The sequence below is a fragment of the Serratia ficaria genome (assembly GCF_900187015.1).
Taxonomy (GTDB): domain Bacteria; phylum Pseudomonadota; class Gammaproteobacteria; order Enterobacterales; family Enterobacteriaceae; genus Serratia; species Serratia ficaria.
Genome location: NZ_LT906479.1, coordinates 378,430 through 403,615, shown reverse-complemented (window position 1 = coordinate 403,615; position 25,186 = coordinate 378,430). Strand labels below are relative to the sequence as shown.

At 50.3% G+C, this 25,186-nt stretch carries 22 protein-coding genes; all 22 read right to left on the bottom strand.

What is annotated here, in order from left to right; translation table 11 throughout:
• Positions 1 to 110: 110 nt before the first annotated feature.
• The gene (locus tag CKW09_RS01805) at positions 111 to 869 is read right to left on the bottom strand and encodes a TIGR03747 family integrating conjugative element membrane protein (protein WP_095095267.1); all 759 of its coding nucleotides are present in this window, start codon (positions 867 to 869) and stop codon (positions 111 to 113) included.
• The gene (traD, locus tag CKW09_RS01800; protein WP_095095264.1) at positions 850 to 2,964 is read right to left on the bottom strand and encodes a type IV conjugative transfer system coupling protein TraD; all 2,115 of its coding nucleotides are present in this window, start codon (positions 2,962 to 2,964) and stop codon (positions 850 to 852) included. The genes CKW09_RS01805 and traD overlap by 20 nt, the downstream gene beginning before the upstream one ends.
• Complete coding sequence (locus CKW09_RS01795; RefSeq protein WP_095095261.1) at positions 2,957 to 3,487, bottom strand: hypothetical protein; 531 nt, start codon at positions 3,485 to 3,487, stop codon at positions 2,957 to 2,959. The genes traD and CKW09_RS01795 overlap by 8 nt, the downstream gene beginning before the upstream one ends.
• Positions 3,471 to 4,097, bottom strand: coding sequence for a restriction endonuclease (locus CKW09_RS01790; protein WP_095099961.1), 627 nt, complete (start codon positions 4,095 to 4,097; stop codon positions 3,471 to 3,473). The genes CKW09_RS01795 and CKW09_RS01790 overlap by 17 nt, the downstream gene beginning before the upstream one ends.
• Before the next feature lie 2 nt (positions 4,098 to 4,099).
• Positions 4,100 to 4,624 (bottom strand): integrating conjugative element protein, encoded by a 525-nt coding sequence (locus CKW09_RS01785; RefSeq protein ID WP_095095258.1) that lies wholly within the window; start codon positions 4,622 to 4,624, stop codon positions 4,100 to 4,102.
• Between the two features lie 2 nt (positions 4,625 to 4,626).
• The gene (locus CKW09_RS01780; protein ID WP_095095255.1) at positions 4,627 to 5,319 is read right to left on the bottom strand and encodes a transglycosylase SLT domain-containing protein; all 693 of its coding nucleotides are present in this window, start codon (positions 5,317 to 5,319) and stop codon (positions 4,627 to 4,629) included.
• The gene (locus CKW09_RS01775) at positions 5,298 to 6,008 is read right to left on the bottom strand and encodes a TIGR03759 family integrating conjugative element protein (RefSeq protein WP_095095252.1); all 711 of its coding nucleotides are present in this window, start codon (positions 6,006 to 6,008) and stop codon (positions 5,298 to 5,300) included. Before CKW09_RS01775 ends, CKW09_RS01780 begins: the two co-directional genes overlap by 22 nt.
• 10 nt (positions 6,009 to 6,018) lie before the next feature.
• Complete coding sequence (locus tag CKW09_RS01770; RefSeq protein WP_095095249.1) at positions 6,019 to 6,762, bottom strand: ATP synthase mitochondrial F1 complex assembly factor 1; 744 nt, start codon at positions 6,760 to 6,762, stop codon at positions 6,019 to 6,021.
• Positions 6,759 to 7,379, bottom strand: a complete 621-nt coding sequence (pilL2, locus tag CKW09_RS01765; protein WP_095095246.1) for a PFGI-1 class ICE element type IV pilus protein PilL2 — start codon at positions 7,377 to 7,379, stop codon at positions 6,759 to 6,761. The genes CKW09_RS01770 and pilL2 overlap by 4 nt, the downstream gene beginning before the upstream one ends.
• 146 nt (positions 7,380 to 7,525) lie before the next feature.
• Entirely contained in the window at positions 7,526 to 7,798 is a 273-nt protein-coding gene (locus CKW09_RS01760) for a DUF2442 domain-containing protein (protein ID WP_041418734.1), read from the bottom strand.
• Entirely contained in the window at positions 7,779 to 8,015 is a 237-nt protein-coding gene (locus CKW09_RS01755) for a DUF4160 domain-containing protein (RefSeq protein ID WP_012146806.1), read from the bottom strand. Before CKW09_RS01755 ends, CKW09_RS01760 begins: the two co-directional genes overlap by 20 nt.
• Before the next feature lie 643 nt (positions 8,016 to 8,658).
• Positions 8,659 to 10,533, bottom strand: a complete 1,875-nt coding sequence (locus CKW09_RS01750) for a hypothetical protein (protein WP_095095243.1) — start codon at positions 10,531 to 10,533, stop codon at positions 8,659 to 8,661.
• Positions 10,526 to 14,608, bottom strand: a complete 4,083-nt coding sequence (locus tag CKW09_RS01745; protein ID WP_095095240.1) for an HTH domain-containing protein — start codon at positions 14,606 to 14,608, stop codon at positions 10,526 to 10,528. Before CKW09_RS01745 ends, CKW09_RS01750 begins: the two co-directional genes overlap by 8 nt.
• Positions 14,608 to 15,084 carry a protein kinase gene (locus tag CKW09_RS01740; RefSeq protein ID WP_095095237.1) on the bottom strand — a complete coding sequence of 159 codons (477 nt, stop codon included), beginning with the start codon at positions 15,082 to 15,084 and terminating at the stop codon, positions 14,608 to 14,610. Before CKW09_RS01740 ends, CKW09_RS01745 begins: the two co-directional genes overlap by 1 nt.
• The gene (locus tag CKW09_RS01735) at positions 15,077 to 17,086 is read right to left on the bottom strand and encodes an integrase (RefSeq protein WP_095095234.1); all 2,010 of its coding nucleotides are present in this window, start codon (positions 17,084 to 17,086) and stop codon (positions 15,077 to 15,079) included. Before CKW09_RS01735 ends, CKW09_RS01740 begins: the two co-directional genes overlap by 8 nt.
• Positions 17,079 to 18,662, bottom strand: coding sequence for a site-specific integrase (locus CKW09_RS01730; RefSeq protein WP_095095231.1), 1,584 nt, complete (start codon positions 18,660 to 18,662; stop codon positions 17,079 to 17,081). The genes CKW09_RS01735 and CKW09_RS01730 overlap by 8 nt, the downstream gene beginning before the upstream one ends.
• On the bottom strand, positions 18,659 to 19,840 hold the full coding sequence (locus tag CKW09_RS01725; protein WP_095095228.1) for a tyrosine-type recombinase/integrase: 1,182 nt from the start codon (positions 19,838 to 19,840) through the stop codon (positions 18,659 to 18,661). Before CKW09_RS01725 ends, CKW09_RS01730 begins: the two co-directional genes overlap by 4 nt.
• A 219-nt stretch (positions 19,841 to 20,059) precedes the next feature.
• The gene (locus tag CKW09_RS01720; protein WP_095095225.1) at positions 20,060 to 20,560 is read right to left on the bottom strand and encodes a single-stranded DNA-binding protein; all 501 of its coding nucleotides are present in this window, start codon (positions 20,558 to 20,560) and stop codon (positions 20,060 to 20,062) included.
• Positions 20,561 to 20,632: 72 nt separating this feature from the next.
• Positions 20,633 to 21,100 (bottom strand): STY4534 family ICE replication protein, encoded by a 468-nt coding sequence (locus CKW09_RS01715; RefSeq protein WP_033636009.1) that lies wholly within the window; start codon positions 21,098 to 21,100, stop codon positions 20,633 to 20,635.
• A gap of 677 nt (positions 21,101 to 21,777) precedes the next feature.
• Positions 21,778 to 23,817, bottom strand: coding sequence for a DNA topoisomerase III (locus tag CKW09_RS01710; protein ID WP_095095222.1), 2,040 nt, complete (start codon positions 23,815 to 23,817; stop codon positions 21,778 to 21,780).
• Between the two features lie 14 nt (positions 23,818 to 23,831).
• Positions 23,832 to 24,407 (bottom strand): hypothetical protein, encoded by a 576-nt coding sequence (locus CKW09_RS01705; RefSeq protein WP_095095220.1) that lies wholly within the window; start codon positions 24,405 to 24,407, stop codon positions 23,832 to 23,834.
• The gene (locus tag CKW09_RS01700; RefSeq protein WP_095099958.1) at positions 24,404 to 25,147 is read right to left on the bottom strand and encodes a PFL_4669 family integrating conjugative element protein; all 744 of its coding nucleotides are present in this window, start codon (positions 25,145 to 25,147) and stop codon (positions 24,404 to 24,406) included. Before CKW09_RS01700 ends, CKW09_RS01705 begins: the two co-directional genes overlap by 4 nt.
• Positions 25,148 to 25,186 lie beyond the last annotated feature (39 nt).

The window sequence follows — 25,186 nt, the reverse complement described above, 5'->3', positions numbered from 1 at the left end:
ATTTTATATCATAGACTGGCGCGCCAAAACTACTCACTCCATGGCTTGCCTGCTGACGGCAGCGCACAAAAACCAGTTTTGTACGCCGCCGTCCAGCCTGGATTTCAGAACTACAAATACTTCTTAAACGACGCTGTGGTTACCGTCACCGCAATTCCGAGCAGGATAGCAGCCGGCAGCAACAACAGATTGGGATATACCGCGGTTGGCCAGGACAGGTACAGCATGCAGGGGATATACACGGCCGGCTTCACCATCCGCTTAGCATGGTGGTAGACAAAGCTCGATTCATAGCCGGCGCCATAACGCCGCACATCACGCCGCCCCAGGCCTTCAGTCAATGCGACCAAAACCACCAGGATAAACAGTGGGATAGACAGCACCAAAATAGTCGTCCGCACCATGGTGATGACGGTGACATACACTGTCGCCACGAGGTACTCTTTGAGCGTGCCGGCCAACCAACCACTCCAACTGTTCAGTTCCCTGGCCACGGCATTCTGGCTGTGTACCTGCGAGTCATACGCACGTTGGATCCAATCCCAAAAGCCGCTATCCACAAAGGTCCATTGATACGCCACCATAATCCAGCGGGTGACGGTCACCGAAGGTTCAGACAGCAGCAGGCTGCGCGTAAATTCAGAGGACAGGTATCCCAGTTCGGTGTTCATCACCGCTTCACTGTGCGACGCGCCAAGCTCTGGCCAGAAGAAGGCCATCCCGACATATTCAATCACCAGGCTCACAAACAACGAGGCAAAGAACATCCCGATCAGCATCCATGGCCAGCCCCACAGCACGTTGTATAGGAGTCCATGTTTGCGGGGTTGCACCGGCTGCTGAGGCTGATTATTCACCGCTTGTGACATTCAGCCCCCCTTTCATAACCGCATCAGGCATGACCTGACTTGCCGACCACCAGGATTCACTGGTGCGGTAGTTACGCTGCATCTCCTCGGCAATCTTCTGCAGGTTGGGTGGCATCAACGCATCATCGCCGTCGCCACTTGGCAGCGGCATACGAATTTTCCACAACTGCCCGCCTTCCAACAGCGCGAACGCCTGCCCTTTCGGCAGGTTAATCACATCCGCCGGCATCAGCAGCGGTGTTTTCACCGTACCAACGCGGTCCTGCGTGCTGGACGTGAAGTCCTGCCCTTTCTCAACGTCGGCAGTATCAGCGTGCCCGGATACCAGGGTTTTGGTGTAAACATCGACCTCCGGGAGCTGTGTCGTCAGCAACTGTGCAGTCCGGTTCTCGCGCACGCGCAACATGATCAGCGTATTGAAGTTGCCCGTGACCTGGGCCGCCTTGGCGGTACTGCCGATGCGCGCCTCAATGTCTGATTCAGTTTGCGTGTAGGCCGTCACCTGCATACCGGCGCCACCCCCTTTGTTGATAAGAGGGATAAATTCGTCCCCCATCAGCTCATTGAACTCGTCACAATGGAGGTTGATCGGCAGCTTGCCGTCGGCACGGGTCGGTAAGCCACCATGCATGCCGTGTTTATAGATATGACCAGCTACGGACACCAGATCAGCAAACATGCTGTTGCCGACGGCAGAGGCAACCACGCCGTCCGACAACGCATCAAGCCCGACGTAAACAATGCCGCGCTTGCGGATGACCTGCTCCCAGTCAAATATCGGCCGGGGGTCATTCATGTCCATGTAGTTCGGTGCCAGCAGCTCTGCCGTTTTGCCGGTGGTGAGTTTTTCCAGCAGAGGCAGCAGGGAGGCGACGATTTTATCGAAATAGGTGCGGTCATAGCGCACGGCCGAGCGCAAGCCATCCAGAATAGGGTCATACAACTGCTTACCGGCTTCCGAGCTGAGAGCCATTTCAACCGCGAAGATTTTGACCGCGTTCGGTTGTCCCTGCATGTTGCGCGGCACGTCCTCCTCCGTCAGCACCTTCAGGTTGTTATCTATCTGTTGCTGCAGTGCCGGCATACGCGTTTCAATGACCTTTTTCGCGTAGGTCTCATACAGTTCACTGATGTTGTTCACATAACGAGTGATCAGGGTGTAGTCCGGTCGCTGCCCCAACGCGACCAGGGCACGCGCGACAATGTTGACGAATCGCCAGGCAAACTCACGGAACGCCGCACTGTTGCCCTCCCCACTCAACTGCCCGGAGATACGGCCGGCCACTTCCGACACACGCTCAAAACGCCCGACGGCGTTATAGCGTGCCGAGATATCTGGCCAACCCAGATGGAAGATGAACAGCTCATCCCCGCGGCCGGCACGGTGGGCTTCAGCCCAGACACGCCGTAGCAAGTCCGCATCGCCTTTCGGATCAAACACGATGGTGATGTCACCGCGGCGAATATCCTGGGTGATCAGCAACTCGGCGAGACGCGTTTTGCCCACACGGGTGGTGCCCAGAACCAGGCTGTGGCCCACGCGTTCACGCAAATCCATCGAAACATCGAGCTCATCGGGTTCAATACCGTGAATGGCGGGATTACCGCCTACAGGCGGCAGAGGCCGTACCGGATTGAGTGGGGAGTCCTTACGCAGCAACTGCGACAACCAGGGCAAGCTGTATTCAGTCTGCAGCTCGAGACGGCGTGCCATTTGATAAGCCTTGGAGGGCTGGACATACTTCTCTACTTCCGGCCGGCGCGTATCCATCAGACGCTGGGTATGTTTTTGCTGCCAACGGAACCCCTTGCCCAGGAACAGCCGTTGCCGGCTGACCGGGATTTGGGCGCTGGTCATCACATAGCGCGGCAACCGGCGTAAGTTACGGCGATAGCGGATCACCTGCATCCCCTGTCGGGCGCGAATGGCTGACAACACTGCAAAGCTGCCGGCAGTGACATAGCTCACTTCAGGCGCCAGCGCCACCGACCAGGGTGCTACCGCACAAACCACAGCCGCGCCTCCGGCCACAATCGCCGTGTTGAGCTCCACGGCCGGGCGCAACAAGGCTTCCATCACATGCCGGTTACTCATGGCGACCTTCCTTATCATTCGCAGGCTTGTCATATTGGAAGAGCATGCTTCGCTCCCCTCGCGCATTGATACTTCCATAGTGAACAGCACTCCGATTATTCTGACGGCGTCTGATCAACAATGAACACAGCTCGACCAACACACCAAATGCGAGCAAGGTGCTCCCAATGCCGAGAATAATCCGTCGCTCCTTCACTGCAACGTCAGTAAACGTCTTTGGATAAGGTCGACAGCCCTGCTTTTTAACCGGCGCCACCGACGGTGCCAAGAATAGTTTTGACTCAGGGGCGTCCGGATGCGGGCATGGCTGAATTATCACCATGCCCGCGGGCGCTGTACGGTAACTCTGAGCGGTGGCGGCCATCCGTGATGCCGCCCGCTGCCCGCCGTCATCACCGAGTGTTGACATAAAAAACATGAAGCCAAAAATCGCCAGAACCACACCGGGCCAGACCAACAAGACTCTGAGTATCGCTGACAAAAAGCGGGTAGCGACGACAACATAATTAGGCCGATGAAACATGTGAGGTACTCCGTTTGGTTACCGTGCTCCCAGTCAGAAATGACAACCACTCTGCATTGCCGGCAAGCAATGCCAGCAGCTTCTGACCGCTGACCAGGTGCACGTGGGGATGATTCTGCAGCAAAGCCCGGCTCAGTTGGCCGGTACGGCCGGTATGGATGAAAAAACCCTGACAGTGGTGATACCGCAGCAACGCGCCGAAACTCTTGATATGGGACGGCGTGATAGTCCTGCCGTAACGTTTGGCCTGGATAAGATATTTTTGGTCACCGATGATGACCTGACCATCCAGACCACCGTCACCGCTGTAGGAAGCATTGCGGATAACCGCATACCCCTGCTGCTCGAACGCCAGGAGCAGCAACTCTTCAAAGACATAGGGATTGATTTTGCGAAGGTACACCAGACGCTGAGCATCGCCACCCAGTTGCGGCAGCCGCTGCAGAACACGGTCGGCAGTTGCACGGTAACGCCGGTGGCGGCGTACGGAGGCCGACTCGCGGCCATGCAGATTCAACCCGGCCATCACCGCAATAAACAGCCCTATCAACAGGACAGCCAGCACCGGATTCGCCATCAGCGCGATACCGACATGCTGCGGAGACATCAACATCATGGCGTGACCTGTTGTGACAAACCGGTATCAGTGATGAGTACCGGGTAATTCGACAGCTGCAGCCGGCGCGCCAGTTCACTGCCGGATGCGGGTGCCATCGGTACACCCGGCGCCAGCTCACGCAGCGCCTGCAGCGCAGGCAGGTTGCTGACGTTAACGACGAGTCCCGCGGCGTGCAGGGACTTGAGTTGTTCAGCGTGCGCCTGCAGCCAGATGCGGCTGGCATCGTCATCCCCCACAATGAACAGCGCGCCAATCCCCGGTAACTGCAGCGGTCGGTCAGCCACATCGCCGGGCGTAAGTTCTGGCGTTGCCACAGGCAACGCGGCCGCCTCGGCCTCAGCGGGCGATGCCGGAGCCGGCGGCACGATCGGAGACGATTGCACGCCTTCCTGACGGTTGATACCTTCAAAATACGGCGAAGCATCTTCGCCACCGACATCGGCGATCACGTTCAGGTTGGCCAGCGCCGTGGTGGTCACCAGACTCAGGCCGAACAGCAGAAAATTCACTTTTTTCATGATTATTGGCTCCGTGGCTCAATCCAGGTCAGCGCCACCGTTTGTGCCGGTAACGCCGTGGGTACTGGGGTTGTACTGGTCACCCGGACCGGGGCGGACGCCCTGCCGTTGAGGCGTGCCAGCTTGCCGCTCACGATGGATTTATAACGGGCAGCGGGCGCACCGCCGGCCGGGTGGTGGTAACACCCGGCAGCAACCAGCCAGCTACCGGGGTTGCGGTCATAGCATTCCCGCAGGATGGCCGCCGCCGCGTTGAGATTGGTGTACGGATCAAACGCCTCCCAGGTCGACGTGAAGTGATGGCCGTTCCAGCCCAGATTGACCTGGGCAATCCCGACATCGATGCGTTTGCGAGGATGTGTTTTCAAAAAGCGCTGCAGGGCTTCCCAGGCCTGCAGGCGGCTGGCGTAGCGATACCCTTTGCCGGCAACATTGATGGTCCAGGGCCAGGGACGCTCAACATCCGGGGCCGGACCGGCCCCGCGGGTCACCGAGACAATGCTTTTCGGCGCCATCGATGTCTCGGCCAGCGCCACCGAATACAGGGACTCCGGAGGAACCCCGTGACGCAGCGCCACCTCCCGATAGCCGGAAGGGACCTGTTGAGTGGCAGCATGAACAGCGCCCCCTGCCAGAACGCTGAGGAGGGCAAAGAGGGGCAATAGCCCCCGAGTCAGAACGCGGCGAGTGTCCATCCGTTTTCCCCTTGCTGCAGCACCACAGGCATCAGACCGTTGCCGAACTTCATCCAGCGGCCACCGTCGTGATTCAACGTAATTTGACGTGCGCGTACCTTGTCGATGGGAATGTGATGCGCCCGAGCCCAGTCACGCAGCAAGCTGTCATTGCCCTTGCTGTCGACCAGGTAAATGTCGACCGGCCGGTTATCTGCCAGCACAGCCGCCAGTCGCGCATCACACTGACCGCAGTCCTTCGCTTTCACGAACAGCGCCAGCCGCCCACCGGTATCGTGGGCAATACCGGCCGCATTGCCCATGTTGACCGGCAATACGCCGAGGCGCTGCCAGGCCGCATCCACCTCACGCTGGAACTTGAGTTCTTTCTCTGTGCGGACAAACTCTTGTTTTACCCACTGCTCGGCGTACTTTTTGCGTTCGGCATCGCTCTGAGCCTCAATACCAAGGGCGGTTAATGGATCAAGTCCGGGGGATTGGGTCCCGCGGGGGCCTTCCATCAACTGCTGGTAACGCTGGTACTCTTCCCCACTGAGGCCCCACTGCTTGCCCTGCTCAGCCGTTTTGTTGGCCTGGCTCTGCTGAAGCTGGCTCAGGGTAGACTGGCTGCTCTCGATGGTCGTCTGCTGCGCCGCCTGTGATAACGGACTCAGTAGCACCAGGGCTATCACGCTGTATTTCAGTTTCATCACGCTCTCCTTATTGGGCGCTGACGGTCTGCAGGCGACCGTTCACACGAAACGTCGCCTGCCCGTAGCCGGCACTGACCAGGGTCCAGCCGGCGACCGACTCACCCTCGCCGATTAACCGCACCTGCGACAAATCACTGAATCCTTGCGGTGCCACAGCCGCAAAGGCCGATGTCCCACGCTGTTCCACCCCGGTCAACACGAATGGCGCTTTGCGCGCCACACGGGGTACCGCATTACACGGGGAAGCGGTCATCGGTGTAGGTTTATGCTTTGGGGTGATTTTGGCGGTGGCTGAAGGGGCCGCAGGTACGGACGTTGATGGCGACACAGTCGGTGCCGGCTTTTCAGTCGCTGACTTTTTCACGGACTCAATGCTGTCTTTCAGCGCATTCAGCTCAACCTGTTGAGCCTGCAGCTGCTGCTCCAGTTTTTCTGGTAACCCATTGGTTGGCGTCAGCTCACCCATCTGTCGCGTCAGCGAATCCTGGCGTTCAGCCAGGCTTTGAAGCTGTTTTGCCTGCGTCTGCACCATATCGGCCATAGCGTTCATGCCATCCTGCGGCGCCAGTGCTTTCTGTGCCTGCTCAAGCTGGGCAATACGCTGGTCGATATGCTTGATAGCCCCTGTACCGCCGAGACCTGCAACCAGGACGACAACGACACAGGCCGTTGCCCCCCAAAAGGTTTGGCTTTGCAGCAACCCTTTTTTGGCCGGTGTCATCGGTAGCATTTCTTCATTATGTTCTGTCATTTTTTCAACCACCCGCCGGTTGCCGGTACCGCGTTAACGGCTTGAGGCGCAATGAACGTCGCCGCAGGACGTGCTGATGGTGCCACCGTCACTGACGGAAGCTGTGTGGCTGGCAACTGATAGCCATCACGCAGGCTGTGGCAGACAACACGCTGCACGTCGTCGACCTCGAGCTGCCACGCGGGGCCTGCCAGTACCTGCAGCGCGGTACGCAAACGCATCGGCCCCAGTTGGTACTGCACCGCCGGCAACGCCTGGCGGTACAACACGCCGTTTGCCGGTCCGGTCGCGCACAGGGAATAACCCGACTGGCGCAGCGCATAACGCAACGCATCCGCCACCGTCGGTTTTACTGACGCTGGAATACGGATATCGATGATTTGCGAGAGCGGATCACGCTGAACAGCCGCGGGGTCAGTGCTGACCAGTAAATAACGGTCGTAGCGCACCACCTCCGGCGCCGGCCCGTAGGCATCCGGGCTGATCGGTTGGACATTGCGATTGACGGTGACAGACGGCGTAACAGGGGAAATATCACGCTGCTGCAAAGGTTGCTGAGTAATGCACCCGGTCAGCATGAGTGCTGCCAGGGAAGAGACGAGAATTGTTTTTTTCATCCGGAAGGTTTCCTGTTCAGTGACAATTGACAGGTGTCACTGTGCGGTTACCGTCCGGGACGCTCAATTAACAACTCTTTATTGCTAATCAAAAAAAAACGCCAACCCGAAGGTCAGCGTTTAGTGTCAGATGTTGAGGAACAACGTCAGGATAATGAAGGGGTACGGCTAATGCCTTTTGCCCCCATCAATAACCCTTCCGTACTTAAGTCCTCATCCAGATCTGGCCAGTGTATACCCATTCCAGCCCCGCAGAGCTCCCAGTTATCCCGTTGCGCTGGCGTACCAGCCGCAAGCCGGGGATACCAGGCTAACGGTGCCGAAATAGTACGGCCATCCATCAAATCAACCGACAAACGGTCATCATCGATGCGGACATTCATTACACGCAGATCATTTTCATTGCGTAAAGTAAGCATCCCAGGCCTCCTGTAAAAGTGTCCGATGTTCAGTCACCAGACGCTGCAGTATACGTAGTTCATGTGATGCAAATCCCACACTACGCGCAATACTGACATCATGTAACCATATTTTAGCGGTTGCATTGCCCTTATCAATATGGACATGCGCCGGTTCGTTAGGTTCATGACTGTAAAAGTAAAAGCGAAAACCACCTACTCTAAGTATTGTCGGCATAATGTCTCCCGACGATCACAGAGCGTAAATGGCTGATTTTGCGATACCGTAACCAAACCCAAGGAAAGGCAGTTCGCATAAAATAGAAAACAAATCATTCAATCTATTGAAAATATTGTTTTTTACCATAAGTATAAACAAAACCGTTAAGCTAAGACAAATATTGTCAACTTTCTGGGCAGGTACTGTGGGAATATTAGTCGCCAAGCGTAAAGATAAAATCTTGACACTTTTAGCGACAGCACCTGACCAACTCAGGCGGCTTCCAACGCCCAAAATCAAAAAGGAGGGTATTGGAAGGCAGGTTGTTTCCACCAAACATTGGACAACATTTAGCAAGATCTAGGCGAAATAAAATCCATGTTCCGCTCTTGCCATCAACTCTATGTCAAACCTTATTATTTGTGAGCAACATGGCAGCGAATTAGCTGCCATACAATTTAGTAGTTTTCAAATGAATACTTTTGCATACTTTGAAATATTACCGGCACAGCTCCCGTCTCATACTAAGGTTTGGAATAGAGTTACCCCAAATTACGCGCAATTACCTGCCTTATGCGTAATTACGCATGTCGTGCGTAACTCGGCTATCCGCAGCTCACTCTCAAAGCCACATTCAAAATTAATCTGCTGAAACCAATTATTATTTTCTACTCAGCATCCTCAAGATATCGAGGGCTTTTGAGCAGGTGTAGTATAAATAGGGCTCCAGGATACAAAGCCTTTCAAGCATCACTTCTATTCTCTCAATAGTGTCCTCGCCGATTGGAAGATATGCCAACTCCGTACACCATTGCCCTATATATTCCGCCCAGCCCTCTTTATCCTCAAAGGCCGCTCCTGCCACGAGACCTATTGCCAGATAGTTTTCGGGCTCAGAATTCACATCAATATAGTCCCTATACAGCCGACTTAAGATCGTCACCGATGCAGCAAGTTTTTTACTTCTGGTCATACAGGCAACCTGAGCCAGCCCGTTTAACACCTGGTAGACAGAATCCTTGTCATTAACTGCTGCTAATTTGTGCTGTGCGCTTTCGAGAAGTAAAACTACACGCTCCAAATATTCATCATCAATTTTCCAGAAGGGTGTTGAATTCATCAAAACCCTGAAGGACTCGAATGAAGCCTCGCTGTTAATATGCTTAGCAAGCAAATTCGAGATTTCATCCGGTACAACTGCTGGCGTAGAGTTACCCTCCAATGGCCCAGGTAAGAATGAGTGCATATTTAATCGCAAACCAGGTATAAGCTCCTTTTTTAGGTACTCAACAACGTCACACTGATTGGCCTCTTGGCATACGTTATTTACCCGTCCATACAACTCATTAATGAACTGTCCTGCGGTTAAGTACATTGGCAGCCATCTTGGCTCTTCTATCAGATCGATAACACTTTGACAGAAAAAGTAAAGCCCCCTTTGTTGAGTAGCCCACTGCTCTACTTTGTCAAAAGCAACGCCCTCGTCCAGCCCCACCTTGACAATTAACGCTGACTGGGAAAATGCAGCAAGGCGCCTGTAGAATGGTGGTTTCCCCTTGAATATCTGCAATCGCGCCAGTTCTCCATCAACAAAAACTGCCATTGAGCAAAATATCCGAAGATTATCTAACGTTTTTTCAGAAGATATGCTTTCAAACAGCTTTTTAATAATTTCGGCTGATGAATCCTTGAATTTCAGTATGCCTACTTCAAGGCATGATATTAAAAGTATCGGATGACAGGTTTCGATTGCTTGGTTTGCTATTGCATGATACTGAGCCTCATCAACAAGACCATTGGAAACAATTACTGATATAGACTTATGGAAGCAGATCAAGAGATCATTAACGCCCACTTTATTTTCTATTCGGTTGTCAAAATACTGTTTTAGCTCGACCTTACAGTACTCATAAATATTTTTACTCCCGCAATATTTCCCCACAAGCCTTTCGTAATAGCGAATATTATCGGGAACTAGGGTAGAAATTTTATTTAGCGACCCTTGAAACTCCTGCCTCAATAAGGCCTCAATGTGACTTGGTGACCGCTCCAAATCAAGTAATAAATCTGATACGTCATCATCACTGATCGTTGGCACCGAAAGCACAGCCCCCCAACGTTCCAACTCATCTTTCGAAAGCGACCTATCTTTCGCTTCTGTTTCAAATAGGCTAAACCTCTTGTCCGCATCATTACAAAGCGGCCAAAAACTGTGATTAAGTAATCGCTCGCCTCCCCTGCTTAAAGAAAATGCAGGACGTTCACCTGGATGATGGCGTAGAGACCAAGAGTTGCCATTAACATCCTCCAAATAAAATTCTTCCTCGGTATTTTTAAAAGCACTGCGGATAGCCTTAAAGAGAGCGCTTCTGGAAAAGGCTATATCTTTATAACCAAAACTAACGGTGGCATCAGTCGCAAGACCGATCTCTTCCGACAACGTAGAATCAGATAATAATTCCGTCCTGACCAAGCTGGGGAATAAATTGATAATATGGGAGGCCATATAAGCTCGCATCGAATCATAGTTAGCCATTCAGCTCTTCCTCCAACATTGATTGCTTAGAAATGCTTTTAACCTGTTGCTTCATAGAGTCAATCACTTTTTTAAAACTCCAGGGGTCGATATCCCTCAGCGGCCCCAGAACAAACTCATCTAACCATGCTTTGTAGCCTTCCTTTTGCTCATTAGATAAAGACTCCGGTGCGATCAACATGGAATTCACCTTTAAAACCTCACCCATATAGGCCATCCCTCCATCGCCCCTTATTTGGTGGGCCTGAGCCCACTCCCGATAGCCCATCAGCTCATAAAGCCAGCAGGATCTCGCACGGCTCAGTTCAAGTGGGATATCAGCCGACCACTGAGCCATTATGGTTTCTGCAATCATTTTCATTGTTTCGTGTAGCCACTGCGCATCTCGCGGGAGCTGAACCAGACCACTAATCCTGATCAAAAGCAGATTTTCTCTTATCAGTCTTAGCTGTTTAGTTGGTTTAAACTCGCCATTTGAAATGACCGAGTGATTTAGATGATATTCAAGCTCTTCAGCAGAAATGCCTACAAACTCAAACCCAAATTCCCGAAGTGATGTTCTGGCATCAAGCTTCTGTTCTTGAGAAATAATCCCTTTATGGTGTAGAGTCTCAATAAAATCTAATGATGTATAAATAGGTGCGGTTCTTCCATCAAATGTAATATTTTGATACTTGTTCATAAATCGATCATCGATCAAGGCTGTATCGCATATTTTAAGTGCCTCAAAAAGTTCCTCTGTTGGCCTAGCATAATTATTCTTAGACGAAGCTACTTGCTCTCGATTTAGCGGCATTTCAGCAAGGAGTACTTTCCCAGACATGAGCCCATTAGATAATATTTTCCTTATATTTTCTATTTTCGAATCTGCCTGTTCGATGATTGAATCGTAGTTTACCAACGATCTATACCTATCACGCTCCCCCTTAAATACATACAAGTCGAATCCGGCATCACTGAGCTTGTCGAGCATTTCAACTGTCATCAAATAGGTAATTGACAGTGAATCAAGATACAATCTTGCACCACTTGCTACTTCAATATCTGTAGGCCACTCTTTCTCGTGTTGGCGCAGGTAGTTTAAGGCTTTAACACACTGAGCTTCCGTTATTACAGCCAGACTTTCGAGTTTTTTAATTAATTGCGTACATGAAATCAGACTGTGGTGAAATGAAGAAAGGTCTGCTTCCACCTCCCTGAAGGAGCCACCTACCTTATACACAGGGTTGGAGCACACCACCAGTGCCTGCAACTCATTTTTAGGACTAGCGTGTGCCTCCTCAAGCATATAAGCAAGTTCATCACCTACATCCAGGACCAACCCCGGATTGTTGATCGTTTTAGGATGAAAAACGGAAATTCTGCCGTTAGATACCATTCGCTCAAAATATTTTGCCTTTTCGATCTGGCTCGGTTGGTGAAAAGCAACTTTTTGCTTTTCTTCAAACAACCAGCGCATGAACGAGTGAGGGATAACAATGCTCTCGAAGCAATCTAATAAATAATGTAGCACCCCTATATTTTCCATAACCATGGCACTGGAGGCATCGATGGCAATCGTCTTACCAACAATAATCTGCACAGGTCTTGTCCCAGAAAATATTGGGACCAAATTTTTCCGACGTATATCTTTCGCGCTTTTGTTTTCCTGAGGCTGGACTAGGTAAAAGTCAGACATAGTCCTGTTTAATATCTCCGCCACTGTAAAAATGGGCGAATCACCATCATAATAGGCCTTATAAACTCTTTCATTTCTCTCCCTAGCCTCGGACATCATCTCTTTTAAGTCGTCAAATGAAGCCCTATGCAATGGGCCATTATCATTGGAAAGAGCCATCGCCTTATTGAGCCATGCGGATGCTTCTTGATTGTTCTCCCAGCCCATCATGGTCGCCGTAAGGTATGATGCCGCTAACACCTTAGGGTCTTCAGTGTTTTTTCCAGTACAGTACTCTACTATTTGCCTTGCCCGACCGGGTAAAACCGCCTTCGCCAACTGGGCAGCATGCAAAAGATCATCAACCTTCAATTCCTCCCGGCTATTCCAACTATCCTCTACAAAAACGCTAAGAGATTCCCAGTTACCACCGAATATGGCCAAATTGATTTCAAGTGCTTTAAGATCAGTCAGTTGTGATTTAGATTGCCTCAACAACGCAATCTGTTGTTGAGCGCCGCTTAGGTCGCCTTTTCTAAATAAAGACCAAGCCCAGTGAGCCTGCAACCCCTCACTTATCTTGACGAGATCCATCCTATCTGACAGAAATTGATGAAGCTCAGAAAATTTCCCAAGCGAAGAGGCGGCATTACAGACTCTGATAGCATCAGATTCCTGGCCAGTGCGATCAAAGAGCTCCTTACAATATGAGTAGTATCTATCCCCAACGTTTTCTCTTTCCAGTAAATTAACCAAATGAGAAAGATCATTGGTAGCTTTACTTTGTTGATATTGGCTTATAGCTAATGCAACTGGATCTTCCCCCTTGGCCGACTCAATAATATTTTGCAGATTCCTTACTTCAGCATCAGGCGCACCAGATCCCTCTATCTTTTTTAGGAGCAGTTCTGCATCATCAACCAATCCTGAACGCGCCAATGCCTCTATTTCAAACATGCTAATGGCAATGGGATTAACCGCTCTCTCCATTTGAACTCTGTGGCGAACGATATACTCCACTACTGCCGAGACTGGTTTTTTTGTTTGTGCCAATACAAACCTGGCTAAACCAAGAATTGGATCATTATAATAGCTTAGTGCCGTTTGCCTATTTACTTCCTTTTCAATGGACTCAAAATCAATATCAATTCCAAACGCGAATGCCAGTGGCAAATACTCAAGAGTTTTTTGAGTGTAACTAACGAAGTAGCTCTGAAGTTGAGCCTTTGCCTGCTCATGTGTTTCACTGTTTCTAAGCTCTAACCACAGCCCATAGTTATCCGCCATATTCGCGACATCTTCAGCACCAAGACGCCTCGCCAGTTCAGAACAAACTTTAAACAGATCAACAGCGCGATTTCTAAGCACTATAGAGTCAGAATCATCTGCCAGCGGAAATCGCTCTGCCGCTAATGGAACAGAATTCATTACGATTTTGCGAAGTTCAGTGGCCTTAATTGCATTTACCAAAAATGTGAATGCAGAAATCTGAGCCAGCGCTGGAGACATAGACAAGGACTCATCGCCTATCGCCTGCACAAAACCTAATGCCTTTTCCCATCGATGTTCTGACAGCAATGCAGAAACTAAAACGACTTTTCCATCGTTATCTAAGTCCTGAACACTTAAACCTGAACCGTCAAGCCAGTCAAAAGCAGCTTCGTTTCCCTCCACTGTTTTTGTAATCATGAAGAAGGCGGCATAATTGGATGGGCTACTTGTCTTAAGCAAACCAGACGCCGCATCTACATTGTTCGATCCAATAGCATCAAAAAAGGCCTGTGCTATTACCGCCTCCTCCGTTTGGCACAGTTTTTTAGAACTTGATAACCAGCTTTTCGCCTGCTCAACTCTTTCCCCCATGCACACGTACCTTGCCAGTAGCGCTAGTGCCCTAGCTTTTGCTTGAGGGGTACCACCGGACAGCTCTCCATCAATAATGCTTTCTGCTAAAGCAGTCGCTTTTTCTTCCTTAGGAAAAGATCCAAAAAAACGTAATAAGGTAATTTCGTGAGAAAGTTTTTCTATTTTCTCGTCTTGAAGATGCTGAGCATTAAATCCTGCACTCTTCATACGTTTTGTTATTTCATGGGCTACTTGTGATGGGAGTTCGGTTAATTGATTGGGTAGCTCATTATTTTTCTTTAGCCACACATCAAGAAAATAAACAAGAACACTTAAAATTATAAGGGAGGCTCCCAGAGGGTAATTTGGCTGCGCAAGAGGAAACTGATAACCGGGGAAAAAATTCTGGTGGACTAACACCCAGTTGGCAATATCAATCCATATAGGGACACTAAGCGACGCTAAACCTACAGTCATTGACGGCCAAATAATATACTTCGCTAATGAGGGCTTCCAATGTGTCTTCAGAAAATCTAACACATCACGGATTGCTTCATTTAGATCAAATTTCATTAAACTCTCCCTAAAGGTGGAATTTCTTTGTCAAACGGCCGGAGGATTTGCGCAGTTTCAGTATTAGAAGGCAGCTCAGCTCCTTCTAGCGGGGCTTTATCAACATTAGTCATTTGTATGCCTTTCTGCCGTACGTGGAAGGCGATTTGCTGCCAGCGGCGCAGCCATTGAGCTTCTTTTCGCTTGTAGGCCTCCAACTCAGCCTTGAGGCGATCTACCTCCACCTGAAGCACCTCAGCCTCTTTAGCGGCTTGCTCTTTGGTTTTCACCAAACCGCCCGACAGTGCTCGTTTAGCGTTATCATAAGCGGCTTTGATCTCGGATTTAGCCTGGAGCGACTGGCGACTAAAGCCAAAGCGCTCTTCTAGCACCACCCAGGTAAGTTTTGACCCAAGCTCGCCCAGTGCCCAGCGATCCAAATCGGCAACGATTGTATTGATATCACTGTCGGACATTCGTCTGAAGCGCTTAACCATGCTCTACCTCGTTTAGATATTCTTCGGGATCAAAGTGCTCAACCCCGTTGTCGGCCAGTTGGGCAGCCAGTGTTTTAAGTTTTTTATCGTTGTGTGCCAGCCAGTCCGCACTCTTTTTCGGCTTGGCACTATCCAACTGCTTTTCAGCATTTTTTCGCGCCAGCGCAGTAAGGGCATACTGGCGCTTCTGCTCGTCCAGACGACCCTTATCATCCTTAGCCCACACGTAGTCTTTGCAGTCCGCCGAACATTGCAAATGCCGCTCGCAGGGTGTTTGAGAAAAGTTGTGAATGCAGATACCCGTACCAACATCATGCACCGCCTGAATTCGCGCTTTCAGAATGGCATCCTGGACTGCTACCGGAGCTACTTTGATTTGCTCAGCTAACTGGCCTCCAACCAAGCCTTTTTTGATGTCTTCACGGAGCATCAGTGCTCGTTTTTCGCGGGATGTATGCTGATAGGCTTTGGTATCCCTTGGGTTGGTTCGGCCAAACCATTCGGTTTGCAGCAAATCACTTAACCCGCCCTCATCAAGCAGGGTATTAAGCGTGTGACGGAAATGGTGACTGGTAAAATCCACCTCAATACTGCTAGATGCGTATTCGGCGGCAAGCGCAGGGAAATAGCGAAGAAAGGTAGTAAACATGGACTGGCTACAGCTTGTAGCCAGCCAATGAGCGTAGCTCCCACTAGAAAGTCCCAGCGGACGAATGAATAAAAGATCTTTTAGATAATATTCTTTACCAAACTGATCGATATGAAGTGGTCGTAGTGATTTTTCAGAAAAATCTCGAAAGCAATAGGCCCTGACCCCCTCTTTGTTTGTGTAACAAATTGGGTTATTTGGCATTTTTCCTTTCTTGGTGACACGACCATAGTCCTGCCAAACAAGCCCTTCCTTCCTGATCCACCCAGTAGAACCAATCACAGTGTGACTTACCCCTATACTTAGCAAGTCATCGATGTATAGCTTCTTGTGCTCTGGAATTTTATACAGAAAACGAAGGTCAGGTCCTTTAGTACGATGCATTTCTTCTGCTGTTATTCTCGCCACAGCTGTTGCCTCAAGTGCTTCACCAAGCACATCTCGAACGATTGGCACAACCTCTGATGGCAAATAGAGATTTCTTATAGGCGTAAATAGATCACCACGGCTTGCCTTCCTAGGGAAGTATTGTATGAAGACATTTTGCTCATCATCCAATTTAATTTCTTGAAGTGGAAGCAATGAAATTTCACTAAAGCGGCGACCTGTGCAAGCAAGCAGAGTCAACATCAGGATATACAATCTGTATTTATGCTCTTTTGGAATTTTCAAATAGAGCTCGCCGATAACTCGAAACACAACAGGATCAACAAATTTGTCAGATTTTGTTTCCAAAACCTCAGGATCATCCAGCCGCTTATGATTCAGTCCTCCTGTGCTCGCAGGGCGTGCTATCTTGGAATATTTGTACTGCAATAGAACCCTGCACAAACCATTGGCATCAGAGTGTGCAGCGAACTCTGCAACATGTTTGTGAAGGTTGTAGGCCGTGGTGTCGCTGTAGTGTTTTGAAATTAACCCACACGCATTGTCTAGCGCTTCTGGCGTGAGTCTGGCTAGATCCTGCCCAAGTTGGTTAGCTGCAAATGAGATATATCCAACAGCGGTAACGAAGTTACGCTGATTGGGTGTTGATTGGTGTTTTCTGTGGTATCGAAGAATCAATAATGCTTTGGCAACCTCCTCCCAGTCAGCACGTAGAGGTTCAGAGCCGAGTTTGGGGGGAAGTGTAAAAGCAAACGACGCTGTTTTGGCGTTTTTGCCCGTAAGTTTGACTAGGCGGCCAGCATTGACTTGCCACACAGGATTACCCCAAACAACCGACTCAAACCCTTCCAACTTCATTAGCTTAGCTTTATCGACCAAGGCTTGGGTATTTGCCTTTCTATCGCGCTCAAGACGATCAATGAAGGGGATAACCTTGGCCTTCCGATTCGAGCGACCATCAGACATTCCGGCCCCCTTCTTCACAAAGCTGAGCTACCTGTGCGACCGCAGCGATTACCTCATCAAGCTGTATACCCAATCGCGCATTCTCGTATTTTTTTAAACGCTCTTCACGGCCTGCCAGCAAACATTCCAAGACATGCTCATGATTAGCATGACGATATGGCTGAAACTTGGGACACAAATAACATGAGTAAGGTGGATCAAGATGGCAGACGTTGGATTCGCCACAAACACCAATAGCAGATTGATCAGCAGGATTTTGCTCGTCTATGAACTTCAGATGTTTGTCATCTCGCCCTCCATTAACAGCTTCCTCATCGCCATCGACCAACTTACCTTTGAAGAAATTGAGGTACTTCGAGAATCCTTTTGCCATTGCGCTGTCGAGATGCTCAACGACTTTACCGGCGACATCGAAATATACCCCCACATGCTGGGTATCGGTATGATCTAATATTCTGGCCAGCTCACGTCTGCTGATTCCCTCTGCCGCTAGGCCTGTTGCCAAGGTATATCGCAACCTCCTTGGTGTAACATGCATTAGCTCACCAGTAAGCGGGGAAATTATGTTATGTCGTTTTATAAAGGCTGTAATTAAACGAGATATATCACCGCTCGTCATATTGAAAATATTCTCTGCATCTAGAGAAAACATGGCAACGCGGTTACCGCCAGTTCTAATTAGAAGTGGTCGATTCTCAGGGAGCGAGAAGTCTCTACCTTTAAAGCTAAGAGGCACTAAGTTATTTTGCTCAACAAGATTTTCTAGAATTCTTCCGAAATGGGGATCTAAATATTCATCCATCAGGTCATCGCGAGGATTAACAAATCTCTTCTTAATACGCGGCATCCGAATGATATAACAGGGGTCTTCGCGTGACGGATCAAGCTTAACGAGATCGCTTTCCCTAAGATATGTCAGGTTTGCGGGATTTCGACCGAAAGCCAGTGACAAAGCCATAACAGCCTTCTGCTGGAGATGCTCAAACTCTAAACTCTCGTCCTCCTTAAGCGCAGCAATCAAAAGAGGGAGCTCTAATGATTTATGTAATGGCCCCATATCGGGATCGGACATCCTAACTGCCTCCCCTTTTGGTCCACCGGGGATAACCATTGCCTCAAGCTCAGCTGCATATGCATCTGAAAATGTACTGCCTGAAATATTGTCAGAACACCAGATATACCACCTAATAGGCTCGTACATCATCCAAAGCTTGTGATGGGAACGCTGGGAATTGATAGATTTTTCAAATAAATCAATAAGATGAACTTTAACAGCTGATGACTGAATATCTTTATCCCAATACCTAAGAACTTGCCTCCATACATCCTGAAATACTTTGTATCCAGCGGATGTTGAAATACGCCTCAGTCGATCAGACACATAGTGCTTCAAAGCATTTCTCAGCTGCAAATCTGACACTTTGCCAAAATCGATCACTGAGTGATCGCGAATCACTATGGGGAGCAACCATTTATCGCCTGATATATCAATTTTCTTCCCCTCTCGGGTAACTAGGCTCTTTATTTCAGGCCAAGACCGCTCTACAGCTTGCACTCCCGATAAACTCGTGATCACAATAGCCGCCTCCCTGACATTATTTCAGCCTGGTACCGCTTCAGTGACTTGATTGCCTGCTCCTCCACTTCCTGAGCTATGTAAGTATCTTGTGAATCCAAACTACTATCGCCACGAAGCAAGGCTAGGGCTTCTCTTCTGCGCTGCTCATCCATTCCTGATGCACGCAACACCCGTTCAAGCAGAGATGAGAATGTATGCCTTAGAGATTTAGCCGTTAAGTTTTCAGGAAGATGGTCAACGTATTGCGATCGCAACAATTGAAAGAACTGTGTAATTGAGGATTGCGACAAAGGCGAACCCTCATCACTCAAGATTAAATAGTCTGATTCGGCTTGGCTTTTACTTTCAAGTACTTCACGCCAAGTAATAATGTACTCATTCAAAGCAAATGCAAGCTGCCTATTCTCAATCGGGATAACTCGACCATTGCGCTTTATTTGAGGCCTCGGTCGTCTTACATCTAGTGGGTCCGCTGCTCTACGCTCAACCTTTATCGCCGAAATCGCACCAACCTGGACATCCTCTACCCTGAGGCTAAGCAGCTCACCTGGCCTTAAACCACAAAATAGCATCAGCCCAACAGATACATAATTTCTAAATTTTACAGCAGAATCTCGCCCATAACCCTGCTCATTATCGGGGTTCAATACCGCAAACAAGAAATCAACTTCTGCCTCGTTTAGGCCCTTTCGAAGACTCTTTCTCATTGGTGTAGCAGACATAAAGCTACCATCGAGCGTTTTAAGCAAAAATGACTTTCGCTCCCTTAAACGCTCATAGTCTAAGGAAGATAAGGGCAATTGACTTGTCAGTACGTCCATGCACCAACTGATAAATTGCCGGATAGTTGTTAACCGTTGATTGAAGGTATTAGGCGCTACTGTACTTATCCGTCCATTGGACTGGTCGATTCTTAACGCTTCGACTAAACCACCTTTTAATTCCGCTTCGTTGAATGAGTTTTGAGCCAATAATTTCGCAGATAGGTCACAATTTGATTTATCCAACCAACGATAAAGCACTGACAACTCTCTCAGATTCCGAACCAATGTATTGGTACTAAGGGATCGTCTGGCAAGGATAAACTCATTAGGTAAAACTACTGGCATACCAGAAGCATCAAGCATTATTGGTATCTGCTCACCCGTCTTGTGTGTGACTAGCTCTATTTTCATTGCACCACCCTCATTGACAAAACAAGAATAGCCAAAGATTTCTAAGTTTACAATTTTTTAAATTATACGATTTTGTAAAGTTACAGGGACTTATAAAACAATAAAACCCTTCAAATGCTTACACATTAAAAGGGTTCTATTTTTCATTTATCGCTACTAAAACCAATCAGTTAAATAAACCAGATCAAAATTTACTTAACAATATTAAATTTATGTCATTCAGAAAGGTATGTCATCGTCAAAATCCATCGGCGCGGCATTCCCACCCGATTGAGCTGGCTGGGGTTGCTGGGCCGGCGTACCGCTGTGCGAAGGTTGTTGTGGTTTTCCCCAACTGCCCTGCCCAGGTTGTCCAGCGTTGGCTGGTTGTGAACGTCCCCCCAACATCTGCAGAGTGCCGCCAATGTTAACAACGATTTCAGTGGTGTATTTTTCAACACCGGCCTGATCGGTCCATTTGCGTGCCTGCAGGGAACCTTCTATATAAACCTGCGAGCCCTTACGCAAATATTCACCGGCAATTTCGGCAAGCTTACCGAACAGCACGACACGGTGCCATTCGGTTTTTTCTTTCTGCTCACCGGTCGCCTTATCGCGCCAGCTCTCTGAGGTCGCCAGGGTAATGTTAGCAACCGCACCGCCATTTGGCAGGTAACGGACTTCCGGATCTTGGCCGAGATAACCGACAAGTATGACTTTATTTACGCCGCGAGACGCCATAATCGAATCCTTATAGGGAATAGAATTAGAAAGGGAAAAACGCCCCGAAAAATCGAGGCGTAGAGGGCGTTATCAGAAAGAGTTTTCCGCGTATTGTTGCTGTGCGGAACCTTGCTGAGGCGGCGTAGAGTCGGATTTCTCGGCCTGAAACACCTTCTCCTGGCCGATCTTGATCCAATCGACCTTGATAAGGCGGGCTTTGAGGCTGACGCGTTGTTCACCGGCATGTTCGCCGCTGTTGAGCGTGAAGATGTCCGGTTTGAGATTGCTGAGCACAAAACCAATCAGGACTTTCTTGTCTTCATCAACCGACTTTTGGCAGCGGTTGATCAGGCTGCTGGCTTCTTTACCGGCGACCGTCACATCGAAACGCGTGTAACTGGCGTTATCGGTAGGACCGGAGAGTCCATTGACGACACAGCTGATAAAGGTGCCATTCGGGCCATTGACTTGACGAATGTTACTGAGATACCCCATCCCTTTGATAGTCAGGTTGAAGTATTCAGTTTTGGTGGGTGCTTGTTGCGTTTGGCTAGACATGATGTTTTCTCCAGAAGTAAAAATTCGATGACGGAGAAATACACCTTCCCCGACGGGAAAAGTATTTCCCGTCGGGAGTCTGCAAAGTCGTACGTCAGTGCAGACTGTCTTGATTGTGAAATGGACCTTCATCACCGCTAAGTGATCTCCGTTCTCAAAGGCTAAACGGAGTTACCGCCACAGGGGCTTCCTCTTTCAGGCTACAAGGCTATTGGCAGTCACCCGAAGGCGTTTCTCACAGACCGCTGAAACTTTGGCTGGCACTCACCCGAAGGCGCTTCTCACAGAGTGCTGAAGCATTGGCTGGTTGTCCGAAGACAACAAGTAAGCCTGTTCATTTTTAATGCAAGCACTGAGAGTGTCAACCGTAATGTTCCGTTTTGAGATCCATAAAATAAAAACGGCGTTGATCCGAAAATCAACGCCGCACGGCCGGTACCTTAGCCTTCAGTGAATTCTGTCTAACTCCGGGGAGGAACCTAGTCTCCCGACGCGTTTTTCACGGAGTTGCATGCGTCTTGACAGCCAACCTGAGTGTCGAGGCCGCTGACCGAACTGAAGCAGAAAAAAACCATGGAAGAATTTTCCCACCACCGCAGTTACGGGGTACCTATGCATTCTGCACGAAAGCCAGATAACCTTAGCAAATCTTTCTGAGATTAACATCAGACAATCTCTTACTCTGATTTGGTTGTTTTATTTTTGGCCGGTGATTTTGCTTTATAGCGCTTAGCCTTGCGCCCACCTTTTGCATCGATGTTAATGATGCCCTGGCAAGTGGGGTAATTACTGCAGCCCCAGAAGGCTCCACCGCCTTTCTTACCGGCACGCCGGCGCATTGTCCCGCTGCATGTCGGGCAAGGTGGCGAAGGTGGCGCAGTAAATTTCACGGCTTGCGCCTTCCCTTTCTCTACCAGGTGCCCCGTCCACTGTGCCTGGCGGCTCATGAACGTATCGAGTGTCATCTGGCCCTGGGCAATCTCGTCCAGCGCCTGCTCCCACAACGCCGTCATCCCTGGGTTGATCAGCGCAGTCGGTAACGCATCAATCAGTTCGCCGGCGATCGGCGTGGAGAGCAGATATTTACCCTTCTTCTCCAGGTACCCGCGTTTAAACAGCGTTTCCAGGATACCGGCGCGCGTCGCTTCAGTACCCAGCCCCGCGTTCTCTTTCAACACCTTCTTCAGTTGCGGGTCACTGACGAACGCCGCTGCATTTTTCATTGCGGCGATCAAGGTCCCGTCGGTGAAATGTCCCGGAGGCTTCGTCTGCAGCGTTTTGAGCTCAGCGCCGGCAACCGAGACGGTTTCACCTTTTACCAGGGCAGGCAGACGAACATCATCTGTGTCAGCCGGTTCCTCTTTCGCCTCGCTCGCGTCATGCTGGAACAGTGCTTTCCACCCGGCAACCACCTCAACTTTGCCGCGGGTGCGGAACAGTTGGCCACCGATATTGAAGGTGGCCTCCGTCACATCCACTTCATGTAAGGGCAGGAACTGTGCCAGGTAATGCTGACGGATCAGCTGATAGACCTTGAGCTCGTCGGCAGACAACTTGCTCAGGTCGAACGGCTGTTTGGTTGGGATAATCCCGTGGTGCGCCGTGATTTTTTTGTCGTTCCAGATACGGGAAACAAAAGTCCTGTCGAGCCTCGCCACGCTTTCGCTCTGCGTTGGGTCCGTACGGGTAACGGCACTCAGCACGTCGGCAACCTCTTCCCGCATCGATGTCGGCAGATAGCCGCAATCCGTGCGTGGATACGTGGTGGCCTTGTGCGTTTCATACAGTGACTGTGCGATACTCAAGACCTGGTTGGCGCTCATCCCCCACTTGCGTGAGCAAGCCTGCTGCAGGGTGCCCAGGTCAAATGCCAATGGCGCGGACTCTTTCTTGCGCTCGGTCCCCACCTCAAGCACAACGGCATTAGCCGTTTGCTGACACAGCTGCACGACGGCCTGCGCCACATTTTGTTGAATACAGCGCTTCTCTTCATCACAGTAGTTGACAGCAGGTACCCAGTTTGCCGGGAAGGCGATGCCGCCTTTCTGCAGTGTCGCCCTGACTTGCCAGTAGGGTTTCGAGATGAAATTGGCAATGTCGCGGTCACGGTTCACGACCAACGCCAGCGTGGGGGTCTGCACCCGCCCGATCGACAATACCTCGCCATATCCCTGCTCACGGGCTTTGAGCGTGTAAAGCCGGGTTAAATTCATCCCCGTCATCCAGTCAGCCCGTGATCGCGCCAGGCCGGCTTCATACAGGGGCGCTGTCTTCTCGCCAGGGAGCTTGTTCGCCAGGGCATGCCGAATACTGGCCTCGTCCAGCGCTGACAACCAGAGCCGCTGGACCGGGCCGGTAAAGTGGCAATGCTCCAGTAACTCCCGCGCGATCACTTCGCCCTCGCGATCCGCATCGGTCGCAATCACCACAGAATCAACCTGTTTGAGCAACCCACGAATGACAGCGAACTGATCGGCAGTGTCTTTTTTTACCATCATTTTCCACTGGGCAGGGACGATAGGCAGTACGGACTCTCGCCAAGGGCTGCCATACTGCTCGCCGTAGGTCTCCGGCTGGGCCTGCTCCAACAGGTGCCCGATAGCCCAGGTAACGATGACACCGGCGCCCGTCAGGTAACCCTGCTTACGCTGCGTCGCCCCAAGAACGGCGCCGATATCTTTACCCTGGCTAGGTTTCTCGCACAGGTAGAGTTGCATCCGATAACCTCCCGTCAGCCCAGTTGACCTTTGGCAACCTGCTGTAGTTGCGTCATCAAACGTCCGAGGTAAGCATCGGTCAGGTGCGACGCATCCGGTGAGCTGTACGTCACTTTCAGGCGACTGCCGGCGCCGGACTTGACCACTTCGAGTTCAAGGCGATCATTGCCTTTCCATTCCTGCCCCATCTTGTAATAACTGCCCTTGTTTGCTGACCAGACAGGTCGCGCCTCATCAATGGAACTCGCGCTCCAGTCGCCATGCTGATCACGCTGTCGCAAACTTTCCAGCTCTTCGGAGGAGATAAACTGATAATGGCTTTTCAGCCGCGCCGCCGCGGTATCAACGTCCACCGGGAACGTATACGTATGACGCACATCCTGCCGGGGTCCGGAAATACCGGCACGGGTCATCCAGGGCATACCGCCTTCGCTGGAGCCACTGCTGCCACCGCTTGCCATGGAATGGGCAGCGTCACTGATTTTTTGGTTCCATTCACCCAGCTCGGTGCCTGCACACCCCGTTAACAATAACGCGGTGCAGAGAACACCCGGCATCAAAAGAGACTTTACCTGTCGATTCATGCTCATGCTTTGGCTCCTTTTTTTGAAGAAGTGGATGACGTTAACACCGACGTTTTATTGAGTGGCGGCGAAAAGGCGGAACGTGATGCACCCGACATAATGTCTGCGTCAGGCTCCCCCAGCCGCTTTACTGCATCCATACCGACCTGAGTTTGGAGGCGAAGATCATCCCGCGTAACGGCTAAAGAGCGATACTGTTGCACCACCCCATAAACCTGCCGCACCCAATGCCCCCCTTGACTCAGTAAGTCATCCCGCTTCTGGCGGGAAATCAACCCGTAGTGCCAGGCCTGGAATGCTTTCATCGCCAATTGGTCAAAGCCCACGAGTAACCAGACACAGCGATACCCGAGCGGGGTACGACTAAATACACCGATATTCAGAGGAGAGACTGATGAGACTTCTGACATCGAGACCTGACCTGGCAAGCTGGATAAAACGGCATCAAGTTCTGCTACTGCGCTCTGCAATCGCCCAGTGCCACGTTCAATAGCCTGCTCCAATGACAACATCGCGCCATCGGCGTAAGGATTGTCAGCGTTTGAATCAGCATTAATTTTTCCTGCGCGAGCGATAACCTGGGGCATGCTGACTATTTGGGGTTTATTTGACTCTTTCTCTCGCTGCCGTCCTTCCCATAACAAAATTGCATACTGAGTATGTAATTGGACGGTTAACGTCGATTTGAGAGCACCTGCGCGGGTTGGGGAGGGTTTGTTTTCTTTATTGCTTGATGAATCAACCATTTTAAGCATCCTGTTGAAATTATGTGTGGCTTGAAATAG